This is a genomic window from Bacillus velezensis (genome assembly GCF_001461825.1).
Classification (GTDB): Bacteria; Bacillota; Bacilli; order Bacillales; family Bacillaceae; genus Bacillus; species Bacillus velezensis.
In genome coordinates, this window is record NZ_LLZC01000022.1 from 25,143 (window position 1) to 47,846 (window position 22,704).

General features: G+C 47.7%; 25 protein-coding genes. 5 read left to right on the plus strand and 20 right to left on the minus strand.

Translation table 11 applies throughout. The features are described 5' to 3' along the window. Nucleotides 1-9: 9 nt before the first annotated feature. Nucleotides 10-1,239 (plus strand): MFS transporter, encoded by a 1,230-nt coding sequence (locus AR442_RS18670; protein ID WP_014417154.1) that lies wholly within the window; start codon nucleotides 10-12, stop codon nucleotides 1,237-1,239. 29 nt (nucleotides 1,240-1,268) lie between these two features. Here AR442_RS18670 and AR442_RS18675 read toward each other — a convergent pair whose 3' ends face one another. From AR442_RS18675 to AR442_RS18705, 7 genes are all read right to left on the minus strand, one after another. Then, nucleotides 1,269-2,207, minus strand: coding sequence for a putative nucleotide-diphospho-sugar transferase (locus AR442_RS18675; RefSeq protein WP_014417153.1), 939 nt, complete (start codon nucleotides 2,205-2,207; stop codon nucleotides 1,269-1,271). A gap of 15 nt (nucleotides 2,208-2,222) precedes the next feature. Further along, entirely contained in the window at nucleotides 2,223-3,383 is a 1,161-nt protein-coding gene (locus tag AR442_RS18680; protein ID WP_014417152.1) for a glycosyltransferase family 2 protein, read from the minus strand. A gap of 28 nt (nucleotides 3,384-3,411) precedes the next feature. Continuing rightward, on the minus strand, nucleotides 3,412-4,323 hold the full coding sequence (locus AR442_RS18685) for a putative nucleotide-diphospho-sugar transferase (RefSeq protein ID WP_014417151.1): 912 nt from the start codon (nucleotides 4,321-4,323) through the stop codon (nucleotides 3,412-3,414). Nucleotides 4,324-4,347: 24 nt separating this feature from the next. After that, nucleotides 4,348-5,316 (minus strand): GDP-mannose 4,6-dehydratase, encoded by a 969-nt coding sequence (locus tag AR442_RS18690; protein ID WP_012117042.1) that lies wholly within the window; start codon nucleotides 5,314-5,316, stop codon nucleotides 4,348-4,350. Nucleotides 5,317-5,322: 6 nt separating this feature from the next. Beyond that, entirely contained in the window at nucleotides 5,323-6,087 is a 765-nt protein-coding gene (rfbF, locus tag AR442_RS18695; RefSeq protein WP_014417150.1) for a glucose-1-phosphate cytidylyltransferase, read from the minus strand. Between the two features lie 215 nt (nucleotides 6,088-6,302). Further along, nucleotides 6,303-8,231: a lipoteichoic acid synthase gene (gene ltaS, locus AR442_RS18700; RefSeq protein WP_053285238.1), complete on the minus strand. Its 1,929-nt coding sequence runs from the start codon at nucleotides 8,229-8,231 to the stop codon at nucleotides 6,303-6,305. 427 nt (nucleotides 8,232-8,658) lie between these two features. After that, nucleotides 8,659-11,841, minus strand: a complete 3,183-nt coding sequence (locus tag AR442_RS18705) for a bifunctional cytochrome P450/NADPH--P450 reductase (RefSeq protein ID WP_053285239.1) — start codon at nucleotides 11,839-11,841, stop codon at nucleotides 8,659-8,661. A 164-nt stretch (nucleotides 11,842-12,005) separates the two neighbouring features. Between AR442_RS18705 and AR442_RS18710 the strand changes: the two genes are divergently transcribed. Further along, nucleotides 12,006-13,076 carry a DUF3900 domain-containing protein gene (locus AR442_RS18710; protein ID WP_053285240.1) on the plus strand — a complete coding sequence of 357 codons (1,071 nt, stop codon included), beginning with the start codon at nucleotides 12,006-12,008 and terminating at the stop codon, nucleotides 13,074-13,076. A gap of 36 nt (nucleotides 13,077-13,112) precedes the next feature. Here the strand turns inward: AR442_RS18710 and AR442_RS18715 are convergent, their stop codons facing one another. Continuing rightward, entirely contained in the window at nucleotides 13,113-14,234 is a 1,122-nt protein-coding gene (locus tag AR442_RS18715; RefSeq protein WP_053285241.1) for an FAD-dependent oxidoreductase, read from the minus strand. Nucleotides 14,235-14,380: 146 nt separating this feature from the next. Here AR442_RS18715 and AR442_RS18720 point away from each other — a divergent pair, with 146 nt between their 5' ends. Next, nucleotides 14,381-14,893 carry a MarR family winged helix-turn-helix transcriptional regulator gene (locus AR442_RS18720; RefSeq protein ID WP_053285242.1) on the plus strand — a complete coding sequence of 171 codons (513 nt, stop codon included), beginning with the start codon at nucleotides 14,381-14,383 and terminating at the stop codon, nucleotides 14,891-14,893. Nucleotides 14,894-14,931: 38 nt separating this feature from the next. On the opposite strand, the gene AR442_RS18725 is transcribed toward AR442_RS18720, so the two are convergent. The 4 genes from AR442_RS18725 to AR442_RS18735 all read right to left on the minus strand — a co-directional run bounded on the left by AR442_RS18725 (nucleotide 14,932) and on the right by AR442_RS18735 (nucleotide 17,351). Further along, nucleotides 14,932-15,576, minus strand: coding sequence for a Bax inhibitor-1/YccA family protein (locus AR442_RS18725; RefSeq protein WP_012117028.1), 645 nt, complete (start codon nucleotides 15,574-15,576; stop codon nucleotides 14,932-14,934). 90 nt (nucleotides 15,577-15,666) lie between these two features. Further along, complete coding sequence (gene ribR / locus AR442_RS18730; RefSeq protein ID WP_015416995.1) at nucleotides 15,667-15,969, minus strand: FMN riboswitch-binding regulator RibR; 303 nt, start codon at nucleotides 15,967-15,969, stop codon at nucleotides 15,667-15,669. A gap of 29 nt (nucleotides 15,970-15,998) precedes the next feature. Beyond that, on the minus strand, nucleotides 15,999-16,172 hold the full coding sequence (locus AR442_RS20190; RefSeq protein ID WP_003155693.1) for a YezD family protein: 174 nt from the start codon (nucleotides 16,170-16,172) through the stop codon (nucleotides 15,999-16,001). Nucleotides 16,173-16,484: 312 nt separating this feature from the next. Next, the gene (locus tag AR442_RS18735) at nucleotides 16,485-17,351 is read right to left on the minus strand and encodes an STAS domain-containing protein (protein ID WP_014417142.1); all 867 of its coding nucleotides are present in this window, start codon (nucleotides 17,349-17,351) and stop codon (nucleotides 16,485-16,487) included. Nucleotides 17,352-17,511: 160 nt separating this feature from the next. Here AR442_RS18735 and AR442_RS18740 point away from each other — a divergent pair, with 160 nt between their 5' ends. Together AR442_RS18740 and hmoA are read left to right on the plus strand one after the other, a co-directional pair. Continuing rightward, complete coding sequence (locus tag AR442_RS18740; RefSeq protein ID WP_007408938.1) at nucleotides 17,512-17,874, plus strand: VOC family protein; 363 nt, start codon at nucleotides 17,512-17,514, stop codon at nucleotides 17,872-17,874. An 84-nt stretch (nucleotides 17,875-17,958) separates the two neighbouring features. After that, a complete protein-coding gene (gene hmoA, locus AR442_RS18745) occupies nucleotides 17,959-18,285 on the plus strand; it encodes a heme-degrading oxygenase HmoA (protein ID WP_003155696.1) in 327 nt (108 codons plus the stop codon). 32 nt (nucleotides 18,286-18,317) lie between these two features. Here the strand turns inward: hmoA and AR442_RS18750 are convergent, their stop codons facing one another. From AR442_RS18750 to AR442_RS21130, 8 genes are all read right to left on the minus strand, one after another. Further along, nucleotides 18,318-19,007 carry a YetF domain-containing protein gene (locus AR442_RS18750; RefSeq protein WP_029973728.1) on the minus strand — a complete coding sequence of 230 codons (690 nt, stop codon included), beginning with the start codon at nucleotides 19,005-19,007 and terminating at the stop codon, nucleotides 18,318-18,320. A gap of 113 nt (nucleotides 19,008-19,120) precedes the next feature. Next, entirely contained in the window at nucleotides 19,121-19,399 is a 279-nt protein-coding gene (locus AR442_RS18755) for a YesK-like family protein (protein ID WP_017419062.1), read from the minus strand. Nucleotides 19,400-19,429: 30 nt separating this feature from the next. Next, nucleotides 19,430-19,963, minus strand: coding sequence for a GNAT family N-acetyltransferase (locus AR442_RS18760; RefSeq protein ID WP_053285243.1), 534 nt, complete (start codon nucleotides 19,961-19,963; stop codon nucleotides 19,430-19,432). A gap of 88 nt (nucleotides 19,964-20,051) precedes the next feature. Further along, nucleotides 20,052-20,621: a spore coat protein CotJC gene (gene cotJC, locus AR442_RS18765; protein WP_003155700.1), complete on the minus strand. Its 570-nt coding sequence runs from the start codon at nucleotides 20,619-20,621 to the stop codon at nucleotides 20,052-20,054. Nucleotides 20,622-20,635: 14 nt separating this feature from the next. After that, entirely contained in the window at nucleotides 20,636-20,899 is a 264-nt protein-coding gene (cotJB, locus tag AR442_RS18770; RefSeq protein ID WP_007408934.1) for a spore coat protein CotJB, read from the minus strand. Further along, nucleotides 20,883-21,131: a spore coat-associated protein CotJA gene (cotJA, locus tag AR442_RS18775; RefSeq protein ID WP_003155704.1), complete on the minus strand. Its 249-nt coding sequence runs from the start codon at nucleotides 21,129-21,131 to the stop codon at nucleotides 20,883-20,885. The genes cotJB and cotJA overlap by 17 nt, the downstream gene beginning before the upstream one ends. Before the next feature lie 132 nt (nucleotides 21,132-21,263). After that, a complete protein-coding gene (gene ant(6), locus AR442_RS18780; RefSeq protein ID WP_053285244.1) occupies nucleotides 21,264-22,133 on the minus strand; it encodes an aminoglycoside 6-adenylyltransferase in 870 nt (289 codons plus the stop codon). Nucleotides 22,134-22,330: 197 nt separating this feature from the next. Next, nucleotides 22,331-22,615 (minus strand): hypothetical protein, encoded by a 285-nt coding sequence (locus tag AR442_RS21130; protein WP_014417135.1) that lies wholly within the window; start codon nucleotides 22,613-22,615, stop codon nucleotides 22,331-22,333. Nucleotides 22,616-22,704 lie beyond the last annotated feature (89 nt).

Genomic DNA, 22,704 nt, shown 5'->3' on the forward strand with positions numbered 1-22,704 from the left:
AGAATCACTTTGGCAATTGCCGCCCCGCTTAAAGAAAAACCTGTCCATCGTCCCGAAACAACCATGTATTCTATTTTGTTCATTATCGGGATCTGTCATCTGCTGAACGATTCACTGCAAGCGGTGATTCCGGCGATGTTTCCGATTTTGGAACGTTCCATGAATCTTACATTTACGCAGCTCGGAATGATCGCCTTTACGCTGAATATGGTGTCTTCCGTGATGCAGCCCGTCATCGGCTGGTATACGGATAAACGCCCGATGCCGTATGCTTTGCCGCTCGGACTCACCGCAAGCATGCTCGGCATTTTAGGTCTCGCGTTCGCCCCGTCTTTTCTGACGATTTTATGCTGTGTCTTTTTTATCGGCCTTGGCTCCGCCGTCTTTCATCCTGAAGGATCGCGTGTCGCCTACATGGCCGCCGGCGAAAAGCGCGGCTTGGCGCAATCGATTTACCAAGTCGGAGGGAATACCGGCCAGGCGATGGCGCCCTTGATTACCGCGCTGATTCTCGTTCCGCTCGGTCAATTCGGCTCTGTCTGGTTCACGCTTGTCGCCGCAATCGCTGTGCTGTTTCTCATTTATATCGCCAAATGGTATAAAGGCCGCCTTATTCATTTGCGCGCCGTAAGTAAAAAATCACCGGCCGCCGCTGTGCAGACCGTGATTACAAAACCGATTATTCTCGCCCTTATCATGATTATCTTCTTAATTTTCGCGCGCTCCTGGTATGTGAGCGCGATCGGCAACTTTTATACGTTCTATGCGATGAATGCCTATCATGTCAGCATTCAGCAGGCACAGAGCTACATCTTCGTCTTTTTATTTTTCGGAGCAGTCGGAACGTTTCTCGGCGGGCCGCTTGCAGACCGTTTCGGAAAGCGGAACGTCATCATCGTTTCGATGATAGCATCGGCTCCATTGACGATTTTTCTTCCGTTTGCGGGGCCTGTCATCGCCTATGGCGTACTGGCGCTGATTGGTGTTGTTCTGATGTCCAGCTTCTCCGTGACGGTTGTCTACGCGCAGGAGCTTGTTCCAGGCAAAATCGGAACGATGTCAGGGCTTACGGTCGGGCTCGCCTTCGGAATGGGCGCGATCGGAGCCGTTGCGCTCGGAGCTCTTATTGATTCAGCGGGATTGACGCCGACCATGACAGCCGTCGCCTTTCTGCCCGTTTTAGGTCTGCTCGCCTTTGTCCTGCCGAGCGACAAAACATTAAAAGAATGGCATTCATAAAAACAATCCCTGCCGAAAAGGCAGGGATTTTATGTTTCAACCGTATAAAAATGGGTGTCAGGAACCGCATATTTCGGAATAAACCCGTCTCTGAAATCGGGAAATGCTTTTTGAATTTCATCAATCCATTTTTTCACGTTTTTGATGTACGGCACGTAAATCATATTGACTGTCGCCTCGTCATCAATGTGATAGTACCAGCACAGATTGAATTCGTTCTCCGTGACGAGCGTAAAGCCTGAAAAATGATAAAAAATCAGCGGGGTGTCATTGACATATACAGCCCCGTCGCGCAGGCTGACGTCATATTGCTCAATATTCCACAGCGCCGCATTCGCGCCGATCGACTCCGTGACATGAACGTGTTCAAACTGCGCGGGCCACTTTTCAACATACCTTTGGTCACCGTATGTCTTTTTTTCTTCATTCATCTCCACCGTACAATAGGAGATGCAATCCTGTCTCCACTGCCAGACCGCCCGATACGCTTCCCCGGTATTCCGCGCGCCGACAAACCCGGTGTTGTACTGCCCTGTCAGCTTGTAATAAGACGCAAACCGTTCTGAATTGCGGTGATCCGTCAGAAAAAGGGAAGCATCCGGCTTTTCCGCAAACAGCTCGCCCGCATCTGAGAAGAAAAAGAGATCGGTGTCCAAGTGGGCAAAATATTCAGCTTCATCATACTCTGTCATCACATGGAACAGAAATGCCGGCTTCAGCGTCCAGCAATATTCATGAAACGTCCGGCCGCCCTTTGCTTCAAGCAGCTCCGGGTCCTCCATTTCATGGAGCTGAACCGCCGTGACATGTTCCCACGGCACCTGCTGAAGCAATTCATACGCTTTCTGATCGACACACAGCACATACAGATGAAAATCCCGGCAATGCTCATGGAGAGAATGAATCATCGGCATCAGTTTAAAGATATGCGTTCTGGAAACAATGGTTGAAAAATGATATTTACTCACCATATCACATCCAATTTATTTAAGATCCACATGCAGTAAATCAGCAGCCAGCGCTTTGAACGCCCTTGCAAAGTGCGTGACGCCCAGCTTTTTTTCCGCTTTTGCCAAAAGCTTCCCGACCTCCGGCAGATTGAAGCTGTTCGCCGTGATCCGCGGGCTTTTCGTCTTCCAGTCCGGGTCGAGGTTGCGGTCTTTAACCGCGTGGAGCAGTTCGAGAAAAATGTGCAGCAGGCTTTCATATTTCTCATAATCAAGCAGCACTTCGATGTCTGCCATCATGCTGTTGGTTAACTCCGCGTCAAACGGGCCGTTAAACGCGAGGTGCACGTCAAGCGAATGAATGTCATTGTACTTGTCGCACATGTACGCGATGTTCGCCCTGATGTCATCAACGGAAGCGCAGTTGCTCGGATGCTCCTGATGGACGCTCATGATATCGCGCCGCAGCTGAAATCTCATTCCCGACTGATGAAGCCTGATGCCGAGATCATAATCTTCAAAGCCGTATCTGACAATGCCTTCATCAAACAGGCCGAGATCTGCCACGTGCTGTCTCTTGACTGACGAATTGTTCGTAATGAAAAAACGCCACGGCAGACGGTAGCCGTTCAAATCATCTCCGTATTTTTCCAAAATGCTTTTCAGCACACGGATAAAGTCGGTATCTAAATCAAAGCATTGGTCAAGAAAACTTCCGTCTCTGATGTCACCTTCTTCAAGGAGCGGCTCTTTATCGCCCGGCAGCTCTTCATACAGTTCGGCGAGTTTTTCCTTATGCTCTTTTTCAAAACGGTCATAATAAAAGCTGTAAATCCGCTTCCAGAACATACCGCATACGACAAGATCGTCCCGGTTCTCATGAGCCTTGATATGCTTCGCCACCAAATCCTTTTCGGCAAGCATGTCGCTGTCATGGAAGATCAAAATATCGCCTCTGGCATTGCGGACCGCCTGATTCCGGCCGTAAGCGATCCCTCTGTTTTCTTTAATTCTCACAAAAATCAGCGGGAAATTCGCGCTGAATGATTCAAGCATGGATAAGGTTCCGTCTTCCGAACCGTTGTCAGCCACAATCACTTCGAACGGCTCTGTGCATTCCTGTTCATTCAGGGACAGCAGGCTGTTATAAAGCCTCTCCTTGGAATTATATGCGGGAACAATGACGCTTGCCTTCACTTTTCGTTCACTTCCTGTATATGATCATTTATTTGTTATCATCCTCAGATGCAAAGCCGCTGAACTCCGGGCAGACGGCGCTGACCGTCCCGATCACCCGCTTCAGAATGTCCTGGTAAAGCTGATGGACAAACGGCAGGTCGGTCCGGTCCGTCTCATGAATCTGCCGAATGTCGCCGGCTGTAACGATCCGGTATCCGCTGAAATGATAGAAAATCAGCGGACTTCCGTCTTCGAGCACAAGACGCCCGTCCTTCCATGAAAACGTGTGGCGGCCGTAATTCCAATGGCCGATATTCACGCCGGGCGTGGTGATGTCACACACGTTCGGGAACAGGCCGGACATGTAATCCAAGTAGCCTTGATCTCCGAATTTTCCTTCGCCCGGCGCATTTTTGCATTCCTCCAGGCAGCGTTCTTTCCACCATCTGAGACAATCTGTGCCGGCACTGTCGGTTTTGAAGCTGAGAAAACCGGAATTATACCGGCCTAAAAGACGCTGCAGCATGTCGATTTCCTGTTTTTCAAATGAGGGAATGACGATATCGCCCCGTGACAGAAGCACCGAACAATCCGGCTGATTGTCAAAAATCGCGCGCGGATCAGCGAAGAAAAACAAATCGGCATCAATGTACGTGACACGTTCTAATTCCGGATGTCCGTCCAGCACGAATTCGAGAAATACCGGCTTCACCGTCCAGCAGTATTCGCTCTGATCCCTCGTCCGCTTCAGTTCAAGGAGCTCCTCATTTTCCAGTGCGGACACCTGAATCAAGGTGACATTATCCGGCCGCATTGCCTGAAGCACGTCATAGGTGTCTTGATCCATACACAAAGTAAAAATGGGGGCGTCCGCCTGAACCGCTTTCAATGAGCCGAACAAAGCGATGGCCTGATACAGCCTTCCTTTTGATAAAACTGTGCAATATGCGCTTGTCACGTCTTTCTCTCACCTCTGTTTCTGTTACTTTTGAAAAAAGGCTTTATACCATTCGATCGTTTTTTCCAATCCTTCATCAATGGTATGCGCGGGCGTCCAATTCAGAAGCTTCCTCGCCTTTTCCGCCGATAAATATTGGTGCTTGATTTCATGGCTTCCCTGGTTGAGCACTTTCGGCTTGAGGTCACTGTCCATGGCCTTAAGAATTTTTTCTACAAGCTCCAGCACCGTCAGCTGAATCTCATTGCTGAAGTTGAACGCTTCTCCCGCAAGATTGAGCTCCTCCATCTTTTCCGCCAGCAAAAGGTATGCCTCGACCGCATCCTCGATGTAAAAATAATCACGGATAAATGTGCCGTCGCTGCGGATTTCCGGCGCTTCACCGTTCAGCACGAGCTGAATCGTCTGCGGAATAATCCGGTTGAAGTTCAAATCTCCGCCGCCGTACAAGTTGCCGCAGCGCGTAATACAGACCGGAAGTCCGTACGTATTAAAATATGTGTGGCTTAACAAATCGGCACAGCTTTTTGATACGTCATACGGATGTTTGCCCTGAAGAGGCATGTTTTCATCGTACGGCAGTGTCGGCTGGTCGCCGTACGCTTTATCACTGGACGCGACGATCACCCGCTTGATGAGCGGATGCCTGCGGCACGCTTCAAGGATGTTCCATGTGCCGAGAATATTGGCTTCAAATGTGGAAATCGGATTGCGGTTTGCGACGCCGACGATCGCCTGAGCGGCTAAATGAAAGACCGTGTCAATTTCATATTCGCCCAGCGCCCGCTCAATCACATCCAGATCCTCAAGCGCGCCCTGCACGATATTCATTTGCTTCACTTGTTCTCCCTGATACAGGTTCGACTTGGGCACAGTGTCACGGACAAGTCCCGTCACATTGGCCCCCTGATCGATCAGTTCCTTCACCAAGCAGCTTCCTAAAAGACCTGTACATCCCGTCACAAACACATTTTTATTTTTCCAGAAACTCAAACTTGATCACCATACCTTCCATACATGTTGTCCCCGGTCCCACATCTTGTTGATTTCCAGCAGGTTTTTATACGTATCGATCGCCGTCCAGAAACCGTAATGCCGGTATACCGCCAATTCGCCGTCCTTCGCCAGCTCCTTCAGCGGTTCTTCTTCAAACATGACGTCCCTGTCTTTCGGCAGATAATCAAATACCTTCGGGCTGAGCACGAAAAATCCGCCGTTGATGATGCCTTCACTTGAGGTTTTTTCAGAAAAGCTTTTCGCCATACCGTCTTCAACCGTCAGCGTTCCGAATTGCGAGGTCTTTTCTATACCGGTGACGGTTGCCGCAGCCCCTTTTGATTGATGATAGCTGATCAGATGAAACAGGTTGATGTTGGCCAGTCCGTCCCCATACGTCATAAGAAAGGTTTCATCACCGATGATGTCCTTCGCCTGTAAAAGCCGCCCCGCTGTCTGCGTGTGTTCCCCCGTGTCTAAAAAAGTGATTTTCCACGGCTCGGATTTTCCCAATATCCGCACTTCTCCGGTAGAGCTGTCCAGCGTCATGCTGTGATTCTTCCAGTCATAATCTAAGAAATATTCCTTAATCATCTCTCCTTTGAAACCAAGAAGCAGGATAAATTCGTTCACGCCATAGTATTGATAGAGTTTCATAATATGCCATAGAATCGGTTTGCCGCCTATCATGGCGAGCGGTTTGGGACGTTCATTGGTGATTTCGCTCATTCTCGTTCCTTTTCCGCCGCAGAGAATGACTGCTTTCATCTCTACCCCTCTTCTCTGTGAATATTGGATTCGAAACCGCCCGTATAAGAGAAACCAACCCGATAATTTGTCCGATTCTCTATCACCGGTTTCAAAATCTACTGTAAGATATGAGAGATTGGCGCCCTTTGTGACCAAAAGCTCTCTCTTTTTTCAGATTGGTGAAGATACACACAAAAAAAGAGCCTTACGGAAATTCCGTAAGGCTCTTTCTATTATTTATTATCCTGATTCAGCTTTTCTTTGCCGTAACGATATTTAGACGGATCAACCGGCGTAAAGTCGCTCAATTTGTGGAATCTGAGCAGGTCTTTGTACATCACGCTGTCAGACAGCTTCAGCTGCTCTGTGACTCTGGCTTTCAGGTTTTTCGTTTCCTGATTGCCTTTCAGTTCTTTTCCTGTCTTCGTATCGTATACGACATTGGAGATGGAAGTATATTTCGGCGTGACGTAATCTCCGTTACGGAACGCCACCGTATCATCATGGTCTTTCGAGAAGAGATCGGTGCCGAAATTAATATATTTCCTAGAATCGATGCCTTCCAAGTGAAGGATCGTCGGCACAACGTCCATTTCACCGCCGTACGTATGGTTCACCCCGCCTTTTTTGCCGGGGATGCGAATCATAAGCGGCACACGCTGATTCTGCGCGTTTTGATAAGGCGTAATTTCTTTGCCGAGAATTTCTTTCATCGCGCGGTTATGGTTTTCAGAGATTCCGTAGTGGTCTCCGTAAAGCATAATCACCGAGTTGTCATATAAACCGGATGACTTCAGATCTTTAAAGAACTGTTCAAGCGCCTCGTCGAGATAACGCGCCGTCTGGAAATAGTCATCCACAGTCGCGTCGCCCGTTTTCGCTTTTTCGATCGTTGCGTCTTTTTCATCAAGCGTAAACGGATAATGGTTCGTCAGCGTGAGCAAATGCGCATAGAACGGCTGTTTCAGCGATTGAAGCTTCGGAATGGATTCTTTGAAGAATGGTTTATCCTTCAGCCCCAAATTGACAAGGTTGTCATCAGACATATCGTATGTGCTGGCGTCAAAGAATTTATCGTAGCCGATATGTTTGTATATCTGGTCACGGTTCCAGAATGATTTGTAGTCACCGTGTAAAACGGCGCTTGTATAGCCCTCACTTTGGTTAAGGATGGCAGGAAGCGATTGATACGTGTTTTCCCCTTTTGTCACGAAGGCTGACCCTTCAGGCAGTCCGAACAGGCTGTTATCCATCATCAGCTCGGCGTCAGATGTTTTACCTTGGCCCGTTTGGTGGAAAAAGTTATCAAAGTACGTCATGTCCTCTCCGCCGCGGGCGAGTTTATTCAGGAACGGCGTGACTTCTTTTCCGTCAAGTTTGTAGTTGATCAAAAACGTTTGGAAACTTTCCAAGTGAATCTTAATAATGTTTTTGCCTTTGGCCTTGCCGAAATACTCGGCGTTCGGCTTCGCATAATGCGAGGATGTGTAGTTTTCAACGCTCGTCAGGTCATCGCTGCTGGCATATGCCCGCTGTGATTCCGTCTGCGCCGTCTGCACGCCGTCATAAATCGTGTAATTATAAAGGCCTAAGTATTTTACAATGTAATTGCGGTCAAACGTTCTTGTCAGCAGCTCCGGGCGGTCCTCTTCGGCAATCGCCAGGTTCACGAAGAACAAAACAATACCCGTCACGATAATTAATGACGTATACCGTTTTTTCAGCTTGAATTCCTTCAGCTCACGTCTCCACACCAGAAGCGCGATTAAAATAATAATATCAACAAAGTATAAAATATCATGGCCGGACATAATGCTGAAGATGCCGTCTCCCATATTTCCGACATTACCGGATTGCTTTAAGTTCGGGAATGTCAAGAAATCATCGAAGAATCGATAGAATAGGATATTTGCATACAAAATAAACGTCATGATGAAATCAATAATCACCATGATAATCGCTGATTTGCGGCCTTTCGCAAACAATGCCAGTCCTAAAAAGAAAATGGCGCTTGAGAACGGATTGATCACAAGCAGAAACTGCTGCGTCGGACCCTTCACCCCAAGGTTGAATTCAGCATGATAGGCTAAATACGTTTTGGCCCAAAACAAAATAATAGCCAGTACAAAAAAACTAAGTCTGTAAGAAAATAATTTCTTCATGGCAACCTCTACTTTCCTAAACACTTTAAATCTGTATTCTTACTTTTTGCTTCAATTCCTGCTTTCCGAGCAAAACGAAAGCATCACACAGCCCCATAAACACACCATTTTAAAAAACGATATATTTATCATTCGTGTCATGCCCATTGAACATCTTATCCCGCCAGCCATTAGACGCAGGATATCCGTTCTTCGTTTCACATTTTTTTCTGGCATTAAAAGGTACCGTATCAGACCCGGTCTGAAAAATAGGAGATACCAAATATAAGAATAACACAAACTTCTAAAAACGAAAAATGAATATCAAAGACAGCCGCCCAACAGGCGGGCTGAAGTTATTGTATGCAAAGGGGTTGAAAAACTTGAAGATTTTTTTGGCTGATGTAAAAAAAGGACTGGAGTCATCCAGTCCTTCTCATCATATCGCTCAAATCCCCGCCCAAACATCTTTTGCGTAAATGCCTTTTGTCTGGAGGTCCAAAAGCCATTCTTGCGCTTGCCGTTCGTCTGTTTCGTGGACCGACTGATACGCTTTTTGCAGCGTTGCCTCTACATCGGGCGCCATTTTGCTGCCGTCGCCGCATACGTAGAGGTGCCCTCCCCGGCCGAGGATGGAAATTAAAGCGCCGGCGTCTTTCGCCATTAAGTGCTGCACATACGTTTTTGGTACGCCTTCTTTGCGGGAGAAAGCCGTATGAAGCGTCACGATTCCGTCTTTTTCATAAGCTACAAGCTCGTCACGGTAAATAAAATCATGATCGTTTCTGCATCCGAAATACAGATGAGCCTCCCCTAGCTCTTTTCCTTCTTTTTTTAACGCCGCCCGGGCCTGCAGAAATCCGCGGAACGGGGCGACTCCTGTGCCGGGACCGACCATAATAATCGGTTTTTCCGGATCTTCCGGCAGCCGGAATCGTGTTTCCGGAGTGCGGACAAACATCACGATACCATCCTCAGGGCCGCGATCCGCTAAATAATTCGAAGCGACTCCGCGATACTCACCCAAACCGCTCCGGGCGGGGCCGCGAACGACGCCGACGGTAATTGAGGCCTGCCCGGGATGTTTCCGAGGCGAACTTGAAATCGAATAATACCGCGGCTTCAGCGGGCGCAAAAGCTCCAGAAATCGCTCAAACGGAAGTTCACACGCTTCATATTTTTCAAGGAGATCGAGCATCGAGACGCGCGATGTTAAGATTTTCTCCTGATAGACGCCCTCCTCAAGAAAATCTTCCAATTCCCGTTTGTGCGGCGGGCAGACCGTATAAGCGGCCATTTCCCGGATTTGAGCCCTTGATGCCGCTTCCTGCAATTCAACACAGCTGCTCAGAAGATCATGCAGCCTGACCGGCCGATCGAGCGGGAGATGAGCCGCGCTCTGTCCGCTGGCCGTCAGCAGCACTTGATCATTCCCATTCAGATTGAGCCGGCGGAGAACACGGCTGACCTGCTCCTTGCTGTTTACCGGCAGCACGCCGAGATGATCCCCTTCATGATAGGCAGCCTCTTTCGGCAGAGTGATTTCGATATGCCTTGTACTCCGGCCGCTTTCCGGCGCCTGAAGTTCCCTGTTTTCCGCAACGGATGCGTAAACCGCTTCATACGTCTTTGCCAAAGGGGACCCGCCAAGCCCGCTGACAAATTGAAGGCCCAGCGAACTTCGCTCTTTTTCGGCATTTTCATTCAGCTTGAGACCGAATGCCTTCATGGCGTCCGTCCACATGCTTTTTTTCCATTCATCAAGCTTTCCTTCAAAATCGCCGCTGACGTCCCCTTCGCCTCGGGAGGAAAAGCGTTCCGCCCCTTTTTCGGCAAGCTTCTCATCAATAAGCCTCGGCACGGCCTGATATGTCGCCGCCCAGTTATGATCACCGCAGCCGAAGACGGCATATCGGACGCCTTCCAGCTCCCCGGGTTTGACTTCTTCAAGCCATTGAACGAATTGTCCCGCGTTGCTCGGAGGCTTTCCGTTATAAGAGGACGTAATGATCAAGAGAGCTCCTTCTTTCGGCAGTTTTCCGATCCGGTCATTTAAAGGCGCCGTTTCAGTCCGGACGCCGTGCATCCCGGCAGTATCGGCAAGCTCCCGCGCCACGCCTTCTGCGGTTCCCGTATCTGAGCCGTACAGAATCAGAAGCGGTCGGTTATCAAGCCCGATAATGGATGCGCCTTTTGTTTCCCGTTTTTCTTTTTCGACGTCTTCCGCCGATTTTTCAGCCGCCGGTAGGGCTGCCGCAACGGCTCCTTTGTTTCTCGGCCGCACCCGGATATGAAAGTCGCCGGGCTTGATCGTTAGCGTCTGTTTAATATCGAGCTCATAATCGGTGTGATCGATAAAGGTAAAATGCTGCAGAATCATCCCCAGAACAAGAGTTGCTTCATGCAGGGCGAACTGCATACCGATACACGCCCTCTGACCGTTTCCGAACGGCTTATACGCATGTTGAGGCACTTGATCAGGATGTTCAAACCGCTCCGGATAAAATTCCTCCGCATTGTCTCCCCACGCGTCTTTATCACGGTGAAGCTGGGGAATTAAGACGGAAATTCTGTCTTTCGGCGTGATCGGATATTTCCCGCCGATCACCGTATCCTCTTTCGCATAAAGGCTGAACGCAGGCGCGGTCGGCCATAAGCGCAATGACTCCTGCAAAATCATTCGGATATAAGTAAGATCCAGCACTTGTTTATATGAAGGAACGGGATCGGTCAATACCCGATCGGCTTCCTCATAGGCTTTTTCCAAAACACGGGGATGTTTCAGCAGAAAATAGATGGCAAAGGAAAGCAGGCCGCTGGTCGTTTCGTGGCCGGCAATTAAAAACGTAATGATTTGAAACCGGATATTTTCATCATCAAGTTTTTCGCCCGTTTCCGGGTCTTCCACATTCAGCATTCTGGCCAGCAGATCCTTTTCATCCCGGCCGCCTGACCGGCGCTCTGCGATAATACTGTCTACTAACGAAAACATCGCCTGAATGTCATGATGAAATTGGCGTTTCGTCCTGATCATAAGCTTATCCTGAACATCAAGGCGCTGCATTTGGTGCATCGCTTCATCAAGGGCGCGCACCATGCTGTTGATAAACGGATGAGGCGTTTCCCTGTAATAGCTGTTAAACCGATAGTTAAAGCCGCAAAGCCCGATCGTATCGAGCGTCAGGCGGGTCATATCAGCAGGCACATCAACGGCCTCATCCGGGTTCAGCCTAGCCCATTTTTGAATCAGCTGCACCGCGATATCAGTCATCATCGAATGATAATCTTTCATCGCGCGCTGGCTGAAGGTCGGCATCAGAATATTATGCGCCTTTCGCCAGTTAGGCTCATGCGTCCAGCTTGTAAACAGCCCGTCACCGGAAAACGCCCGGACTTTCTCTAAAGCCCCTTCAATGCTTTTATCGAACCGCTCTTCATCACAAACCTCTTTCACCAGTTCATGGCCGGACACGACGATAATGGCGCCCGCCGGCGTATGCAGCTGAAAAATAGGCCCCTGCTCGTTTGCCAGTTTGATAAGCGACATTGTAGGCTTGTCTTTATCAAGCAGAGGAAGATTGCCGAGCGGGCCGAATGTCTTCGGCTGCGGAATCGGACCTGTTTCCTTCATGAATAACACCCTTTCTAACACGTTGATGCGTTCCTTCCAACTACATTGCCCTTTTCACCGGCCGATTATCCGCCGTCACGGATTAATCATCGGATTGACGATCGTTAACGGTTTTTTCTATACTGGAGAGGCTTGTTAAATACAGAAATAAGGTGAGTTCACATATGGATTTTGAAATCAAGTTTTTATCGTTTTATGTCATTCAAGTGGAAGGAAAAGACGAACAGGCAAACAAACAGTTCAAACATTTCCAGACCCTTGACACGGAAGAATTTGAAGAAAGCGAGCTGAAGGATTTTCTTGACGGGGAATTGAAGAAAATCGTCAAACGGAAAGCCGAACGGCATCCGCAATCCGAGCAGGTCCCCACAAAAATCGGCCATTTTATCACGGAGCCGGGCCATAAGCTTGATTCAAATCCGAATTACAACCTTTTCAACCGCGCCAGACTTGCGGATACGAAGGAAGCATTTATCGAAGCAAGCGAGCAGTTCGTCCGCACTTACCTTGACACGAGCGCCGTGCGCGGCGGTGTTTTTATCGTGGCATCGGCCGTTCCGCGCAAGTATTTTGAAGACAAATTCGTCTTTATGATGAAATGCGATTTCGAGCCGAAGGTCGCCCGCATCTCAGACGCCTCGTCTCTCATTAAAAAGGTCGAAATGGCCATCACGACAAAAAACATGAAAAGCATTCAATATCCGTATATGCCGGAAGAAGGCATGACGGAAGAGCATGAGCTGAAAATCCACCAGGCCTCGCACGCCCGTTATTTCGAAGATTTTCTCAAATTTGTCGAATACGGCGAATCGATGCCGGAAATCATGAAAAGCCAAGTCATGAACATGGTGCAGGAGCACGTGTATGAAACGTTTGAAGAAAACAGCGAAGAGCTTCAGCAGTTTGAGCACGACATTGAAATTTGGGAAGCGAGTGAAAAGCGGGAAATTCAGGAGCGCCTCGACACCCATCAAGTCATCGAGGCATCCGCACAGATCATTGAACACACGCCGGAAGCCGAGCTGAAAATGAAAGTCGGAGAAACAGAGATTAAAGGATTACTGGCTGATTTCGGCGAATCCATCCATCTCGCAAAAGTGAACGGGCGCTATGTCGCGCTCATTGAGGCGGAGACGATCTCGTTTGAAAAAGGCAGTTCGCCGGTGGAGTTTCACAAGCCTGAGGGGCTGCATGAGGTGATTGAGCGGATACGGAATAAATCTGAACAAGACTGACAAAAGTCCAGACGCCATGTTCTGGACTTTCTTTATTTAATAAGGCTCTTTGAGCAATCGATAGCATTCACTGATGATGTCTTGGACGCCGGGCGTTCCCTTTATCTCGCGGCGGACGATTTCAGATGAGAGATTCTGCACCTGCAATGCCCGCTCCGCCCGTCTTTCGAAGTATGCTTGACATGCAGTTTCATGGTTTTCGTGTTTTTGCAGTTCTTCACTAAGCACAATCGCATCTTCAATCGCCATCGCCGCTCCCTGCGCCAATGTCGGCGCTCCTGCATGGACGGCATCCCCGCCCAGAACGACGCGGCCTCTGTGCCACGGTTCTTTAACCGCCATCTGCTCAATCTTATGAAACAAAACGGGATATTCCTTTGACATATTCTCTGTCACAAACTTTACTCCCGGAAATCCGTGCAGCAAGTCTTTCACCCGTTCAAAACGCGTGTCCTCGTCATCCCTGAAGTCAGCGTCATACGGCCGGATGATAAATACGTATCCTGTTTTTTCAGAGAGCGGCACGACCCCGACCTGCGTCTGCCCCTTTTTATACATCAGTGTTGAATCATGAAAAACCGGCTCGGGAAAAGAAATGTAAAATCTGTGCGCTCCCATGCCGAGATACTCTGTTTTCACTTCTCTTTGCAGCATTTGATTGCGGACAGCGGAGCGGATGCCGTCAAAGCCGGCGAGGATGTCAGCCGTCATCGAGGTTCCGTCAGCACAATGCACCGTTATGTCATCTGCTGTTTCTTCGTAAGACACGACTTTTTTACCGAGAAGAATCGTGACCCCCGCCGCTTCAGCATGCTTTTTGAGGATATCGTTTAACGTTTGCCGCAATATATTATTCCGCCCCGGCAATGAATCATCTAAAAACGCCTCACTCACTTTAAACTGCAGCGTTCCGTTTTCATCATGCTGCTTCAGCCATTCCGTTTGGAAGCCGTGTTGGCAGCATTCATCATACACACCGATTTCCCGCAGCACCCGCAGCGCATTTTGAGGCTGGAGAATGCCCGCTCCGCTTTTTCGCATGCCGGACGCCGCCTCGCAAAGGGTCACTTCAAAACCCGCTCTGCCGAGAGAAATCGCTGCGGACAGACCGCCGATCCCTCCGCCCGCTATGATGATCTTTTTCACTTCATGGTTCATCCCGATACCGCCTTCTTTATTTATTATTCATTAACTATTAGCCACCTTACTATATAGGCTGAAAAACTGTCAATCTTTATAGGTTGCCTTTTGAATCCGGCAAGCTTATACTTTGAATCACTAAAATGGTACGGAGGCTTACAAAAATGGAGTTGAGACATTTGCCGGATTACTCGCAGATTGCCGGACGCGCTGAGATTTACGCCGATATGGATGCTGAATCATTGAAAACATTTTTGACGTTATTTGATATGTCTAAAAAAATGAATCAGGTCATGGAGCATTATTTCTCAAGTCACGGATTGTCCGAAGGGAAATTCAAAATTTTAATGTTTCTGTTTGACGCACCCGGCCACAGCCTGAGCCCGACGGAGCTGGCGAAAAAATCCAATGTCACCAAAGCGACCATCACCGGGTTGATCGACGGACTCGCACGGGACGGCTTTGTAAACCGCAGCCGGCATACCGGCGACAGACGAAAAATCAGCATCGAACTCACAAAAGAAGGAAAAGAAAAGCTGATGCTGTTTCTTCCCGGCCACTTCTCCAATATTTCAGGAGTCATGGAAAGCTTCACCGCTGAACAAAAAGCGGAATTGACAAAAATGCTTGAAGTATTATTTGATAAGCTTCTGCTGTTATCCGGCGGCAGAATATAAAAAGGCGCCCCTCTCAGCAGGGCGCCTTTTTCGCGCGGTTAATCATCACTGTTTAAAATCCCGAAAAACCGAAGCAGGTTAATAAACAAGTTGATAAAGTCGATATAAAGCGTCAATGCCATCAAAGGAATCAAGTCAGCCGTGATGTCCCGGTGCTTGATCTGGTTCAGATCGTATAAGATGTACATTGAAAACACAATCGTTCCGATGACGGAATACGCCATCATGGCGGCGGAATTCAGCGGGCTGAAAATATTAAAGATCCCCACTGCGAGAAGCGCGATAACAGCGACAAGCAAGAAGGACCATAAAAACGACAAGTCCTTTTTCGTCTTAGCGCCGATCGTGCCGAGCACCGCAAAAATCACAAACGAAGAACCGAATGCCTCCAATACAACATAGGCCCCCGCTGCGGACGCATAATGGCTGATAATCGGAAACAGCGTCATTCCGGAAATGAAAGCGAATGAAAAGACAAACACATATCCGACGGCTTTTTTTCGGCGCAGCCAAAACGCGGCGATGATCATGACGACCTCTAAGATCGACAGCGGCAGCATCAATGCCGGCGGAATGAACTGGCCCGTATACAGGCCGATTGTCGCAACTAACAGTGTAAACACAAATACCGTTATAATGCGCTGCATAATAGATTGTTTGCTCTCATAAGCAGCAGTTTGCATGTCAAAAGTCCTCCCAAAAAATGATCGTGATAGGTCTATTATAAATAAAATAGGAGAAATTTGCATGATTTTAAGAAGATTTTAAGGATATCAGGCCTGACGTTTTGCTGCGCACTCCTGCATATCCATGAAATCATGCAGTTTTTTCGTCAAACCGCCGTGCCCGAATCGGATTTTCCCCTTCTGCCCCGGCGTTTTCGCGAAATCGAGGAATGCCAGCACATAAAGACGCCTGACGGGAATCGGAATGACGCCCGCATCATAAAACCAGCCGTCAATTGTATTGAGCACGCCTTTGTTAATGCCGTATTGCTTCGTGCACCAATGCAGAAAGCGCACTTCGGGAAGGTGCAGATACCGGCTCTCCCGGAAAGGAACAGTTGAATGCTTCATATGTACCGCCTCCTGTCATTGGCTGTTTTTTAAGATTGTTTTACTTCTTTGCTCTTCAGGGAAAATCGATATTTCTCCACCTTATCAATTTGTGTCACTTGGGAATTATGAACCGTAATCTGAACTGTCCCGAAATCGAGCGTTTCCAGCGCGCTGATAATCTTTTCGATCACATGCGGATCTACGTTTCCTTTGGACGTCATCATGCTCCCCCTTTATGTCTGGCCGTTCGTCTTTTGACAATGAGCGTTTTAATTCATACTATTCTGATAAGAAATATATAATTATACTATTATGTTTTCATTCAGAAATCAATAACATTTACACAATTTTTGGATATGTTTTCTTTGCAAAAACTTTCACTTCCTTCGCTTTGACATAAACCGTGTCGCCGACGCCCGCCCCCAAGGCGTCATATTGCTGTTTTTAAGAACACAATCTTCAAGTTCCGACATATTTACATTGTTTTCCGCTGACAAAAAAAGCGCCCCGCCTCTGGACGGAGCACCTTTTTTCTATGCTTTTGCTTCCTCGATCACACATGTGACACCCATGCTGGCGAGCGCCTGCTCCAGGGAGCCGTAAGTTTGATACTCTGAAAAATCAAGCCCTAATTGGATAGAAGTCTGTGCCACATCAGGCCGAATTCCGGAAAACACGGTTCTGATGCCGAGGAGAAATAACGTTTTCGACAGCATATACAATTGCTGCGCCACCATCGTATCGACAATGGGCACACCGGACAGATCAATCACAAGGTTTGTGATCCGTTTGGCGACACAGTTTTCCGGCACCGTCTCCAAAATCACGCGCGCCCGTCTCGTATCAATCGATCCGATGAGCGGCAGAGTGCCGATCGTATCCGCGATCAAAATAACCGGACAGCTCAATTCGGAAATAAGCTCCTGCTGAGATGACAGCCTTGCGATCATTAATGTCTGAAACTGTTCAGTAAAATCCGTCATCAGCTGATCAAACGAGCTGTTGACAAGGTGATTCCAGCGGCGGGCATCCTCGTTTGTTACGATGTCCTGATGCTCATCCATAAAACGGGTGACCGCCTCCCAAAAGACGGTTCTTGAATTGCCGATCGCCTCAACGACCTCATGAACCTCCGCGTCCTGCTCCACTCTGCTTTTCGCTACCTGTGCGGCCCATTTTTCTTTGTTATGCTGAAAAACGGCCGGGTCTTCCAAAAAAGCGCTTGCGATGACCGTGTTTGTAAAGGTATGCTGCTCGATCAGCAGCCGTTTCATTTCCTCACTTAATTGATCCGCAGAATAAAAACGCCCTCTCAGCTTCCGTCTCAGCTTGAGCCATTTTTCCGTCAGCTCTGCCGAATGTGTAATAATATAATCATGAAGTAACTGGTCTTTGTTCACTGCCGTCTCCTCTTTCAAGAATATGTACTTTTGTCTAAATTATAAATCGGAATCGCCGATCGCACTAGAGAAATTAAAAAAACCGGCACATTAAAGCTTTTGATTGCTTTTTTCGGCAGGAGGATACACTATAAAAGAAATGAAACAGGAGGTCAGTATGATGATCAAAAAAATCGCGACAGTCGCCGTATACACTGATGATCAGCAAAAAGCGAAAACATTCTGGACGGAAAAAGCGGGGTTTGAAACCGTCGCCGAGCATCCGATGGGCCCGGGCGCCTTCTGGCTTGAGGTAGCGCCCAAAGGAGCCGCCACTCATTTGGTTATTTATCCGAAATCGATGATGAAAGGCGCCGAGCATATGAAGGCTTCTATCGTATTTGAGTGTGAAGATGTCTTTGCCGCATACGAACAGATGAAAAAGAACGGCATCACCTTTTTAGATGAACCGAAACAAATGGAATGGGGCAGCTTCGTGCAATTTAAAGATGAGGATGGTCATGTCTTTCTCCTGAAATCGTAATCCGTCAGGCATCTCAATTGACTTTGAGAATCATTTTCATTTAAAATGTTGGATAAAGCGTAGAAATGATTGGAGAGATGCCAGATGTTCGTGCAAATCAGAAAAATGACCGTAAAAGAAGGACATGCCGACAAAGTAATCGAACGCTTCAGTTCAGAAGGCGTGATTGAAAAGCAGGAAGGTTTGATAGACGTAACGGTCTTGGAAAAAAAAGTCCGCCGCGGTGATGAAGAAGTCGTCGTATTAATCCGCTGGGAGTCAGAAGATCATTGGAAACAATGGGAAAAAAGCGAAGACCACATAGCGGCCCATAAAGCAAACCAAGGCAAGCCGAAACCTGATTATATGCTTGGGACGGATGTCGGTATGTATCATGTCAGAGCCGTTAAAACAGGCGTACACGAAAAATAATAAAGAGCATTTGCCCCAGGGCAATGCTCTTTTTATTTTTTCTCCTCATACGGCAGGACAAACAGCGGTTTATCGGGCTTCCATTCCGCATACAGCACGTCCTCCGTTTTTTTGATGTTCAGCTTTTTCAGCTCCTGAGTCAGCTGCTTTTCTTCCAGCCCGGCTTCTTTCAGATTTTCATACAGCACTTCGCCGTCAATAATCAGCGTGACCGGCAAAGAGACCTGCTTCGGCTTTATTTGCATGTCGCCGTTTTTCGTCGTATCATATTGAAATTTCGGCAGGACGCTGACCATCCCGTTTGTTTCTAAAATCGCGTACTCCGCTTCCTGTATGGAAAAGCAATTCGCCTGTCTGAGAAGGCTTTGCAATTGATTAATGTCCAGCTTATTCTTTTTCAGCACATCATATTTCAGTTTTCCTTTATGTATGATAATACTCGGCTCGCCTTCCAACAGCTTTCTGGTGCTTTTTACTTTCTGCGTAATCAGTTCGATGAGATAAATTAAAACTCCCCATAACAGAGAAGCAAAAATGATTTCAATAATCCTGACGTTTTTATCATACACCGCATTTCCGACCAGTTCGCCGAGGATGAGCGCAGAAATAAAATCAAACGGCGTAATTTGCGAGAATTGAGTTTTTCCAAGCAATTTTAAAATCACAAATAAAATACCCAAACCGCATACTAACTCCCAAGCCACTGTAAGTAAATGTCCCATATTCGCACCTTCTTCTTAAAAGTCATTACCATTATGGACATTCGCCTGTTTTCTATACAGCGGCCGGCAACACACAAAAAAACGCAGCCGAGGCCGCGTTTTTTCACTTCTGCTTACTGTTTTTGATTCGATCTGACGACCCGTAAACACACCTCAGCGGCATAACCGGCGGCCGCTCCGGAACCCGCAAACATCGCGGCAAGCCCCAAGCCCATTCCTTCCCAGCCGCCGACACCGAAAATGCTGTAAACAACCGTACCGAAAGCAGTCAGGCCCAGCACCGCCAAAAGGCACTCAGGCCACATCTTTTTCGGCCATTTCTTACGGAGCACAGCCGATACGGCAAAGTTAAGACAAAATGCGGCCAGACAGATCAGATAAAAAAACCCCATGTCTTTTGCACCTCCGTCATGAGGAGCTTTTTATTTGCTCATCTTTTTTTCAAACAAATGATAACCCGGCGCGAGTCCTTTTGATTCGTACCCCATTCCGCTGTAAAACGACTGAAGCGCCTTGTTTTCGGACACGCAATCGAGCCGGATTTTCGTTTTTCCCGGACAAGACACACCCGTCTCCGCCCAAGTCATGATTGTCCGGCCGAGCCCCGCCCCTGCAAACTGCCTGTTAATCGCCAGCCGGTGGAGATATACGGACTCCTCATGTCCTTCATCGCCCCAAAGACGTCTGTCCCACCCGCTTGCTTCGGGAAGCAGCATGACGACGCCGGCCAGCTCTTCATTCTGCCTGAATAAAAAAACATACCCTTTGGCGATCGCCTCCCGCATATTGTGGGTATCTTCCCCTTGCAGAAGGCCGCTCCACTGGTTCGACCCTTTATCGCGAAGCCATTCTGCCGCTTGCACGAGCAGATCCATGACCTCTTCTTCATCATCCTTCCGGGCGGGGGTGACCCGGAATGCCCCCGCCTTCTCCTCCGTAATCGTAAATGGTGTCATAAAATCCTCCTGTAATCAGAATATTCGACACCTTTATTATAGACCAAACGCTGAAAGGAAAAAAACAGCCGTCATGTTTGAAGGCCGTTTAAAAAATTTTCTTCTTATCACGTTCTTCTTTTAAAATCTCAACCGCTTCCCTGAAACGCATAGAGTGGACGATTTCACGCTCACGCAGAAAACGGAGTGAATCATTCAGGTCAGGATCATCGGAAATATCAATAATCCATTGATACGTCGCTCTCGCCTTTTCTTCAGCCGCAATATCCTCATATAAATCAGCGATCGGATCTCCCTTCGCCTGTATGTAAGACGCTGTGAACGGAACTCCGGCCGCATTGTGATAAAACAGCGCGCTGTCATGGTTGACGTAATGATCACTGAGCCCTGCATCACGCAGCTGCTCCGGGGTCGCATCTTTTGTCAGCTTATAAATCATCGTCGCAATCATTTCTAAATGCGCAAACTCCTCCGTGCCGATATCCGTCAGCAGGCCGATCACCTTGTCAGGAATCGTGTAGCGCTGGTTTAAGTACCGGAGCGCTGCGGCCAATTCGCCGTCCGCCCCGCCGTATTGTTCAATGAGAAACTTAGCCAGCATCGGGTTGCATGTACTGACTTTAACCGGATACTGCAGCTTTTTTTCATATACCCACATTTACAGATCCCTCCTTATACTTGCCATGGCCAAGGACCGCGGCCCCAGTCCCATTGAGCGCCGACCTGACTCACGCCGAATTGCAGAAGCGGTCCGTACTCAGGTTCAAACCGCTTTCTCAGCTGTCTTGAGTACCGGGAATATTCATGAAACTGCTGAAGCGCGAGACGGTCATGGGGATGCGTATCCAGATAAAGCGTCAGCTCCACCAAGACAAAGTCCGCCGCCTGGATTTGTTCCAGCAGCCGATAATATTCATCATCAATCTTTTTCGCCATATTCGATTCCCCCCCGATAAGGATTATCATAGAAATCGTAAAGATCCTTCCAAAGGGTCCCTTTTCTCAATGCCTCCATCGGAGAAAACTGCTCCAAGTGATACGGCTGAAACCGCATATAAAGATGCGGCGGCGTTCTGTAGTATTTTCTCCCGATCGGCGGGCAGGGATCAAACCGGCTGTGGAAGGGTTTATAGGATTTGACCGGTGTAAACGGCTGATTTTCTTTCATTACGATCCTCCTTTCCTAAACACATGACCTTAATAGGTATGAATCCGTATCGGCATTTATGCCCTGTAAGAAAATAAAAAAGCCCGTTAAAAACGGACTCAATGCAACTCATCTGGAATTTGAAGAAAAAAATCATAATGAAAAATCTGATTGAAAGCGCTGATAATGTTTCAATGTATATTCCGTAATTTGTTGATCATATTCAGGATATTCATATCTCAATAAAACAGCCACTGACTTTGAATATGCTCTGAAGAGACCTTGGCAGTCAAACAATGCCTTCCACACGCTTTCATAAGTATTGCCGACATAAGTATTCAGCAGGATTTCCCAATCTTTCGCATTCATGTAATGTTGAATATACTTATAATTCTTCCCTACACTTAATGAAAACTGATTCTCTATCCCGATATTCCACGCAATCATACGCAAAACATTAGGCCTTAAAATGTCATTCATATGATCCAGCGCAAACAGTATTTCTTTACGCATTAATCCTTTAATCACATAGGTTGAAACCATCCAAAATTCATTGCAGCAATCATCAAACTCTCTGGGGGTCGGTTTCTTTATATGATATTGTTCATCACTCGCAATAATCTTACGGTTGATTCGGTCATCCTTGTCTAATACTATTTCCGCCAAACCATCACTCTGTGTAAAATAATCCTCTGTTTGACTCAGAGGGATTAAAGTTAAGTCGATTTTATGATGATCTTTAAATAGCATTAGATAGGAGAACCAGTCTCCGAGTTCCGGAGGGAAAAGTTCCATATCTTCAGGTTTTTGCATCATCATTCTTTCGCCAAACTGATCCAGCCAGCTGTCGTCAGATGTGAAGGAGTCCATATCGGTCACAAAATAAGAAATATCATAGTCTTGAAATCTGTCTCTCGGTACATTTTTATTGGTTCTTGATCCCTCTAAAGTGACAAGACGGATTCTCTCGTCCTTCATCGCAATATCAAGAATCAATTTCATCATTTCGTCTTCACTTCTCACATGTAAAACCTCCCGATAAAGAGATTTTTACAGATCATGCTTTTCAGTTTATAAACAACAGAAAGAAAAGGTTTGTGAGCTTGCTCATGATTTACAGAAAGCCTTATGTACTTGATGATTTTGCTCCAATCGTAACACAGCTGCAAGAACATGAGAAGAGCACTCCTGCTGTTCCAAGAGTGCTTTTTCCCGAATGGTCAGATATATTGGCTGTCCCGATGATGATGATGGAACGGGTAGCCGCCGTAGCCTCCGCCATAGCCGCCAAAACCGTACCCCGGATATCCCCCGAAGCCGCCGTAGCCGCCAAAACCGCCGTAACCGCCAAATCCGTATCCCGGGTAGCCGTAGCCTCCGCCGAAACCGTGTCCCGGATATCCTCCGAAGCCGCCGTAGCCGCCAAAACCGTACCCCGGGTAGCCTCCGAAGCCTCCATAGCCGCCGCCAAAGCCTCCGCCGTAAATCGGTCTTCTTTCATTCATGATTTATCGCTCCTTCACATAGGTTACAGTCCAGTTTATGACATCCGGAAGGAAACGTATGGGCATCCGCCCAGTTTTGGCGAAATAAT

Excerpts from the sequence above, each read along its gene's own strand:
- rfbF (WP_014417150.1), bottom strand. The coding sequence starts at position 6,087 with ATGAAAGCAGTCATTCTCTGCGGCGGAAAAGGAACGAGAATGAGCGAA.
- ltaS (WP_053285238.1), bottom strand. The coding sequence starts at position 8,231 with ATGAAGAAATTATTTTCTTACAGACTTAGTTTTTTTGTACTGGCTATT.
- AR442_RS18705 (WP_053285239.1), bottom strand. The coding sequence starts at position 11,841 with ATGAAGGAAACAGGTCCGATTCCGCAGCCGAAGACATTCGGCCCGCTC.
- AR442_RS18710 (WP_053285240.1), top strand. The coding sequence starts at position 12,006 with ATGGATTTTGAAATCAAGTTTTTATCGTTTTATGTCATTCAAGTGGAA.
- AR442_RS18715 (WP_053285241.1), bottom strand. The coding sequence starts at position 14,234 with ATGAACCATGAAGTGAAAAAGATCATCATAGCGGGCGGAGGGATCGGC.
- AR442_RS18720 (WP_053285242.1), top strand. The coding sequence starts at position 14,381 with ATGGAGTTGAGACATTTGCCGGATTACTCGCAGATTGCCGGACGCGCT.
- AR442_RS18725 (WP_012117028.1), bottom strand. The coding sequence starts at position 15,576 with ATGCAAACTGCTGCTTATGAGAGCAAACAATCTATTATGCAGCGCATT.
- ribR (WP_015416995.1), bottom strand. The coding sequence starts at position 15,969 with ATGAAGCATTCAACTGTTCCTTTCCGGGAGAGCCGGTATCTGCACCTT.
- AR442_RS20190 (WP_003155693.1), bottom strand. The coding sequence starts at position 16,172 with ATGACGTCCAAAGGAAACGTAGATCCGCATGTGATCGAAAAGATTATC.
- AR442_RS18740 (WP_007408938.1), top strand. The coding sequence starts at position 17,512 with ATGATCAAAAAAATCGCGACAGTCGCCGTATACACTGATGATCAGCAA.
- hmoA (WP_003155696.1), top strand. The coding sequence starts at position 17,959 with ATGTTCGTGCAAATCAGAAAAATGACCGTAAAAGAAGGACATGCCGAC.
- AR442_RS18750 (WP_029973728.1), bottom strand. The coding sequence starts at position 19,007 with ATGGGACATTTACTTACAGTGGCTTGGGAGTTAGTATGCGGTTTGGGT.
- AR442_RS18755 (WP_017419062.1), bottom strand. The coding sequence starts at position 19,399 with ATGGGGTTTTTTTATCTGATCTGTCTGGCCGCATTTTGTCTTAACTTT.
- AR442_RS18760 (WP_053285243.1), bottom strand. The coding sequence starts at position 19,963 with ATGACACCATTTACGATTACGGAGGAGAAGGCGGGGGCATTCCGGGTC.
- cotJC (WP_003155700.1), bottom strand. The coding sequence starts at position 20,621 with ATGTGGGTATATGAAAAAAAGCTGCAGTATCCGGTTAAAGTCAGTACA.
- cotJB (WP_007408934.1), bottom strand. The coding sequence starts at position 20,899 with ATGGCGAAAAAGATTGATGATGAATATTATCGGCTGCTGGAACAAATC.
- cotJA (WP_003155704.1), bottom strand. The coding sequence starts at position 21,131 with ATGAAAGAAAATCAGCCGTTTACACCGGTCAAATCCTATAAACCCTTC.
- AR442_RS21130 (WP_014417135.1), bottom strand. The coding sequence starts at position 22,615 with ATGAATGAAAGAAGACCGATTTACGGCGGAGGCTTTGGCGGCGGCTAT.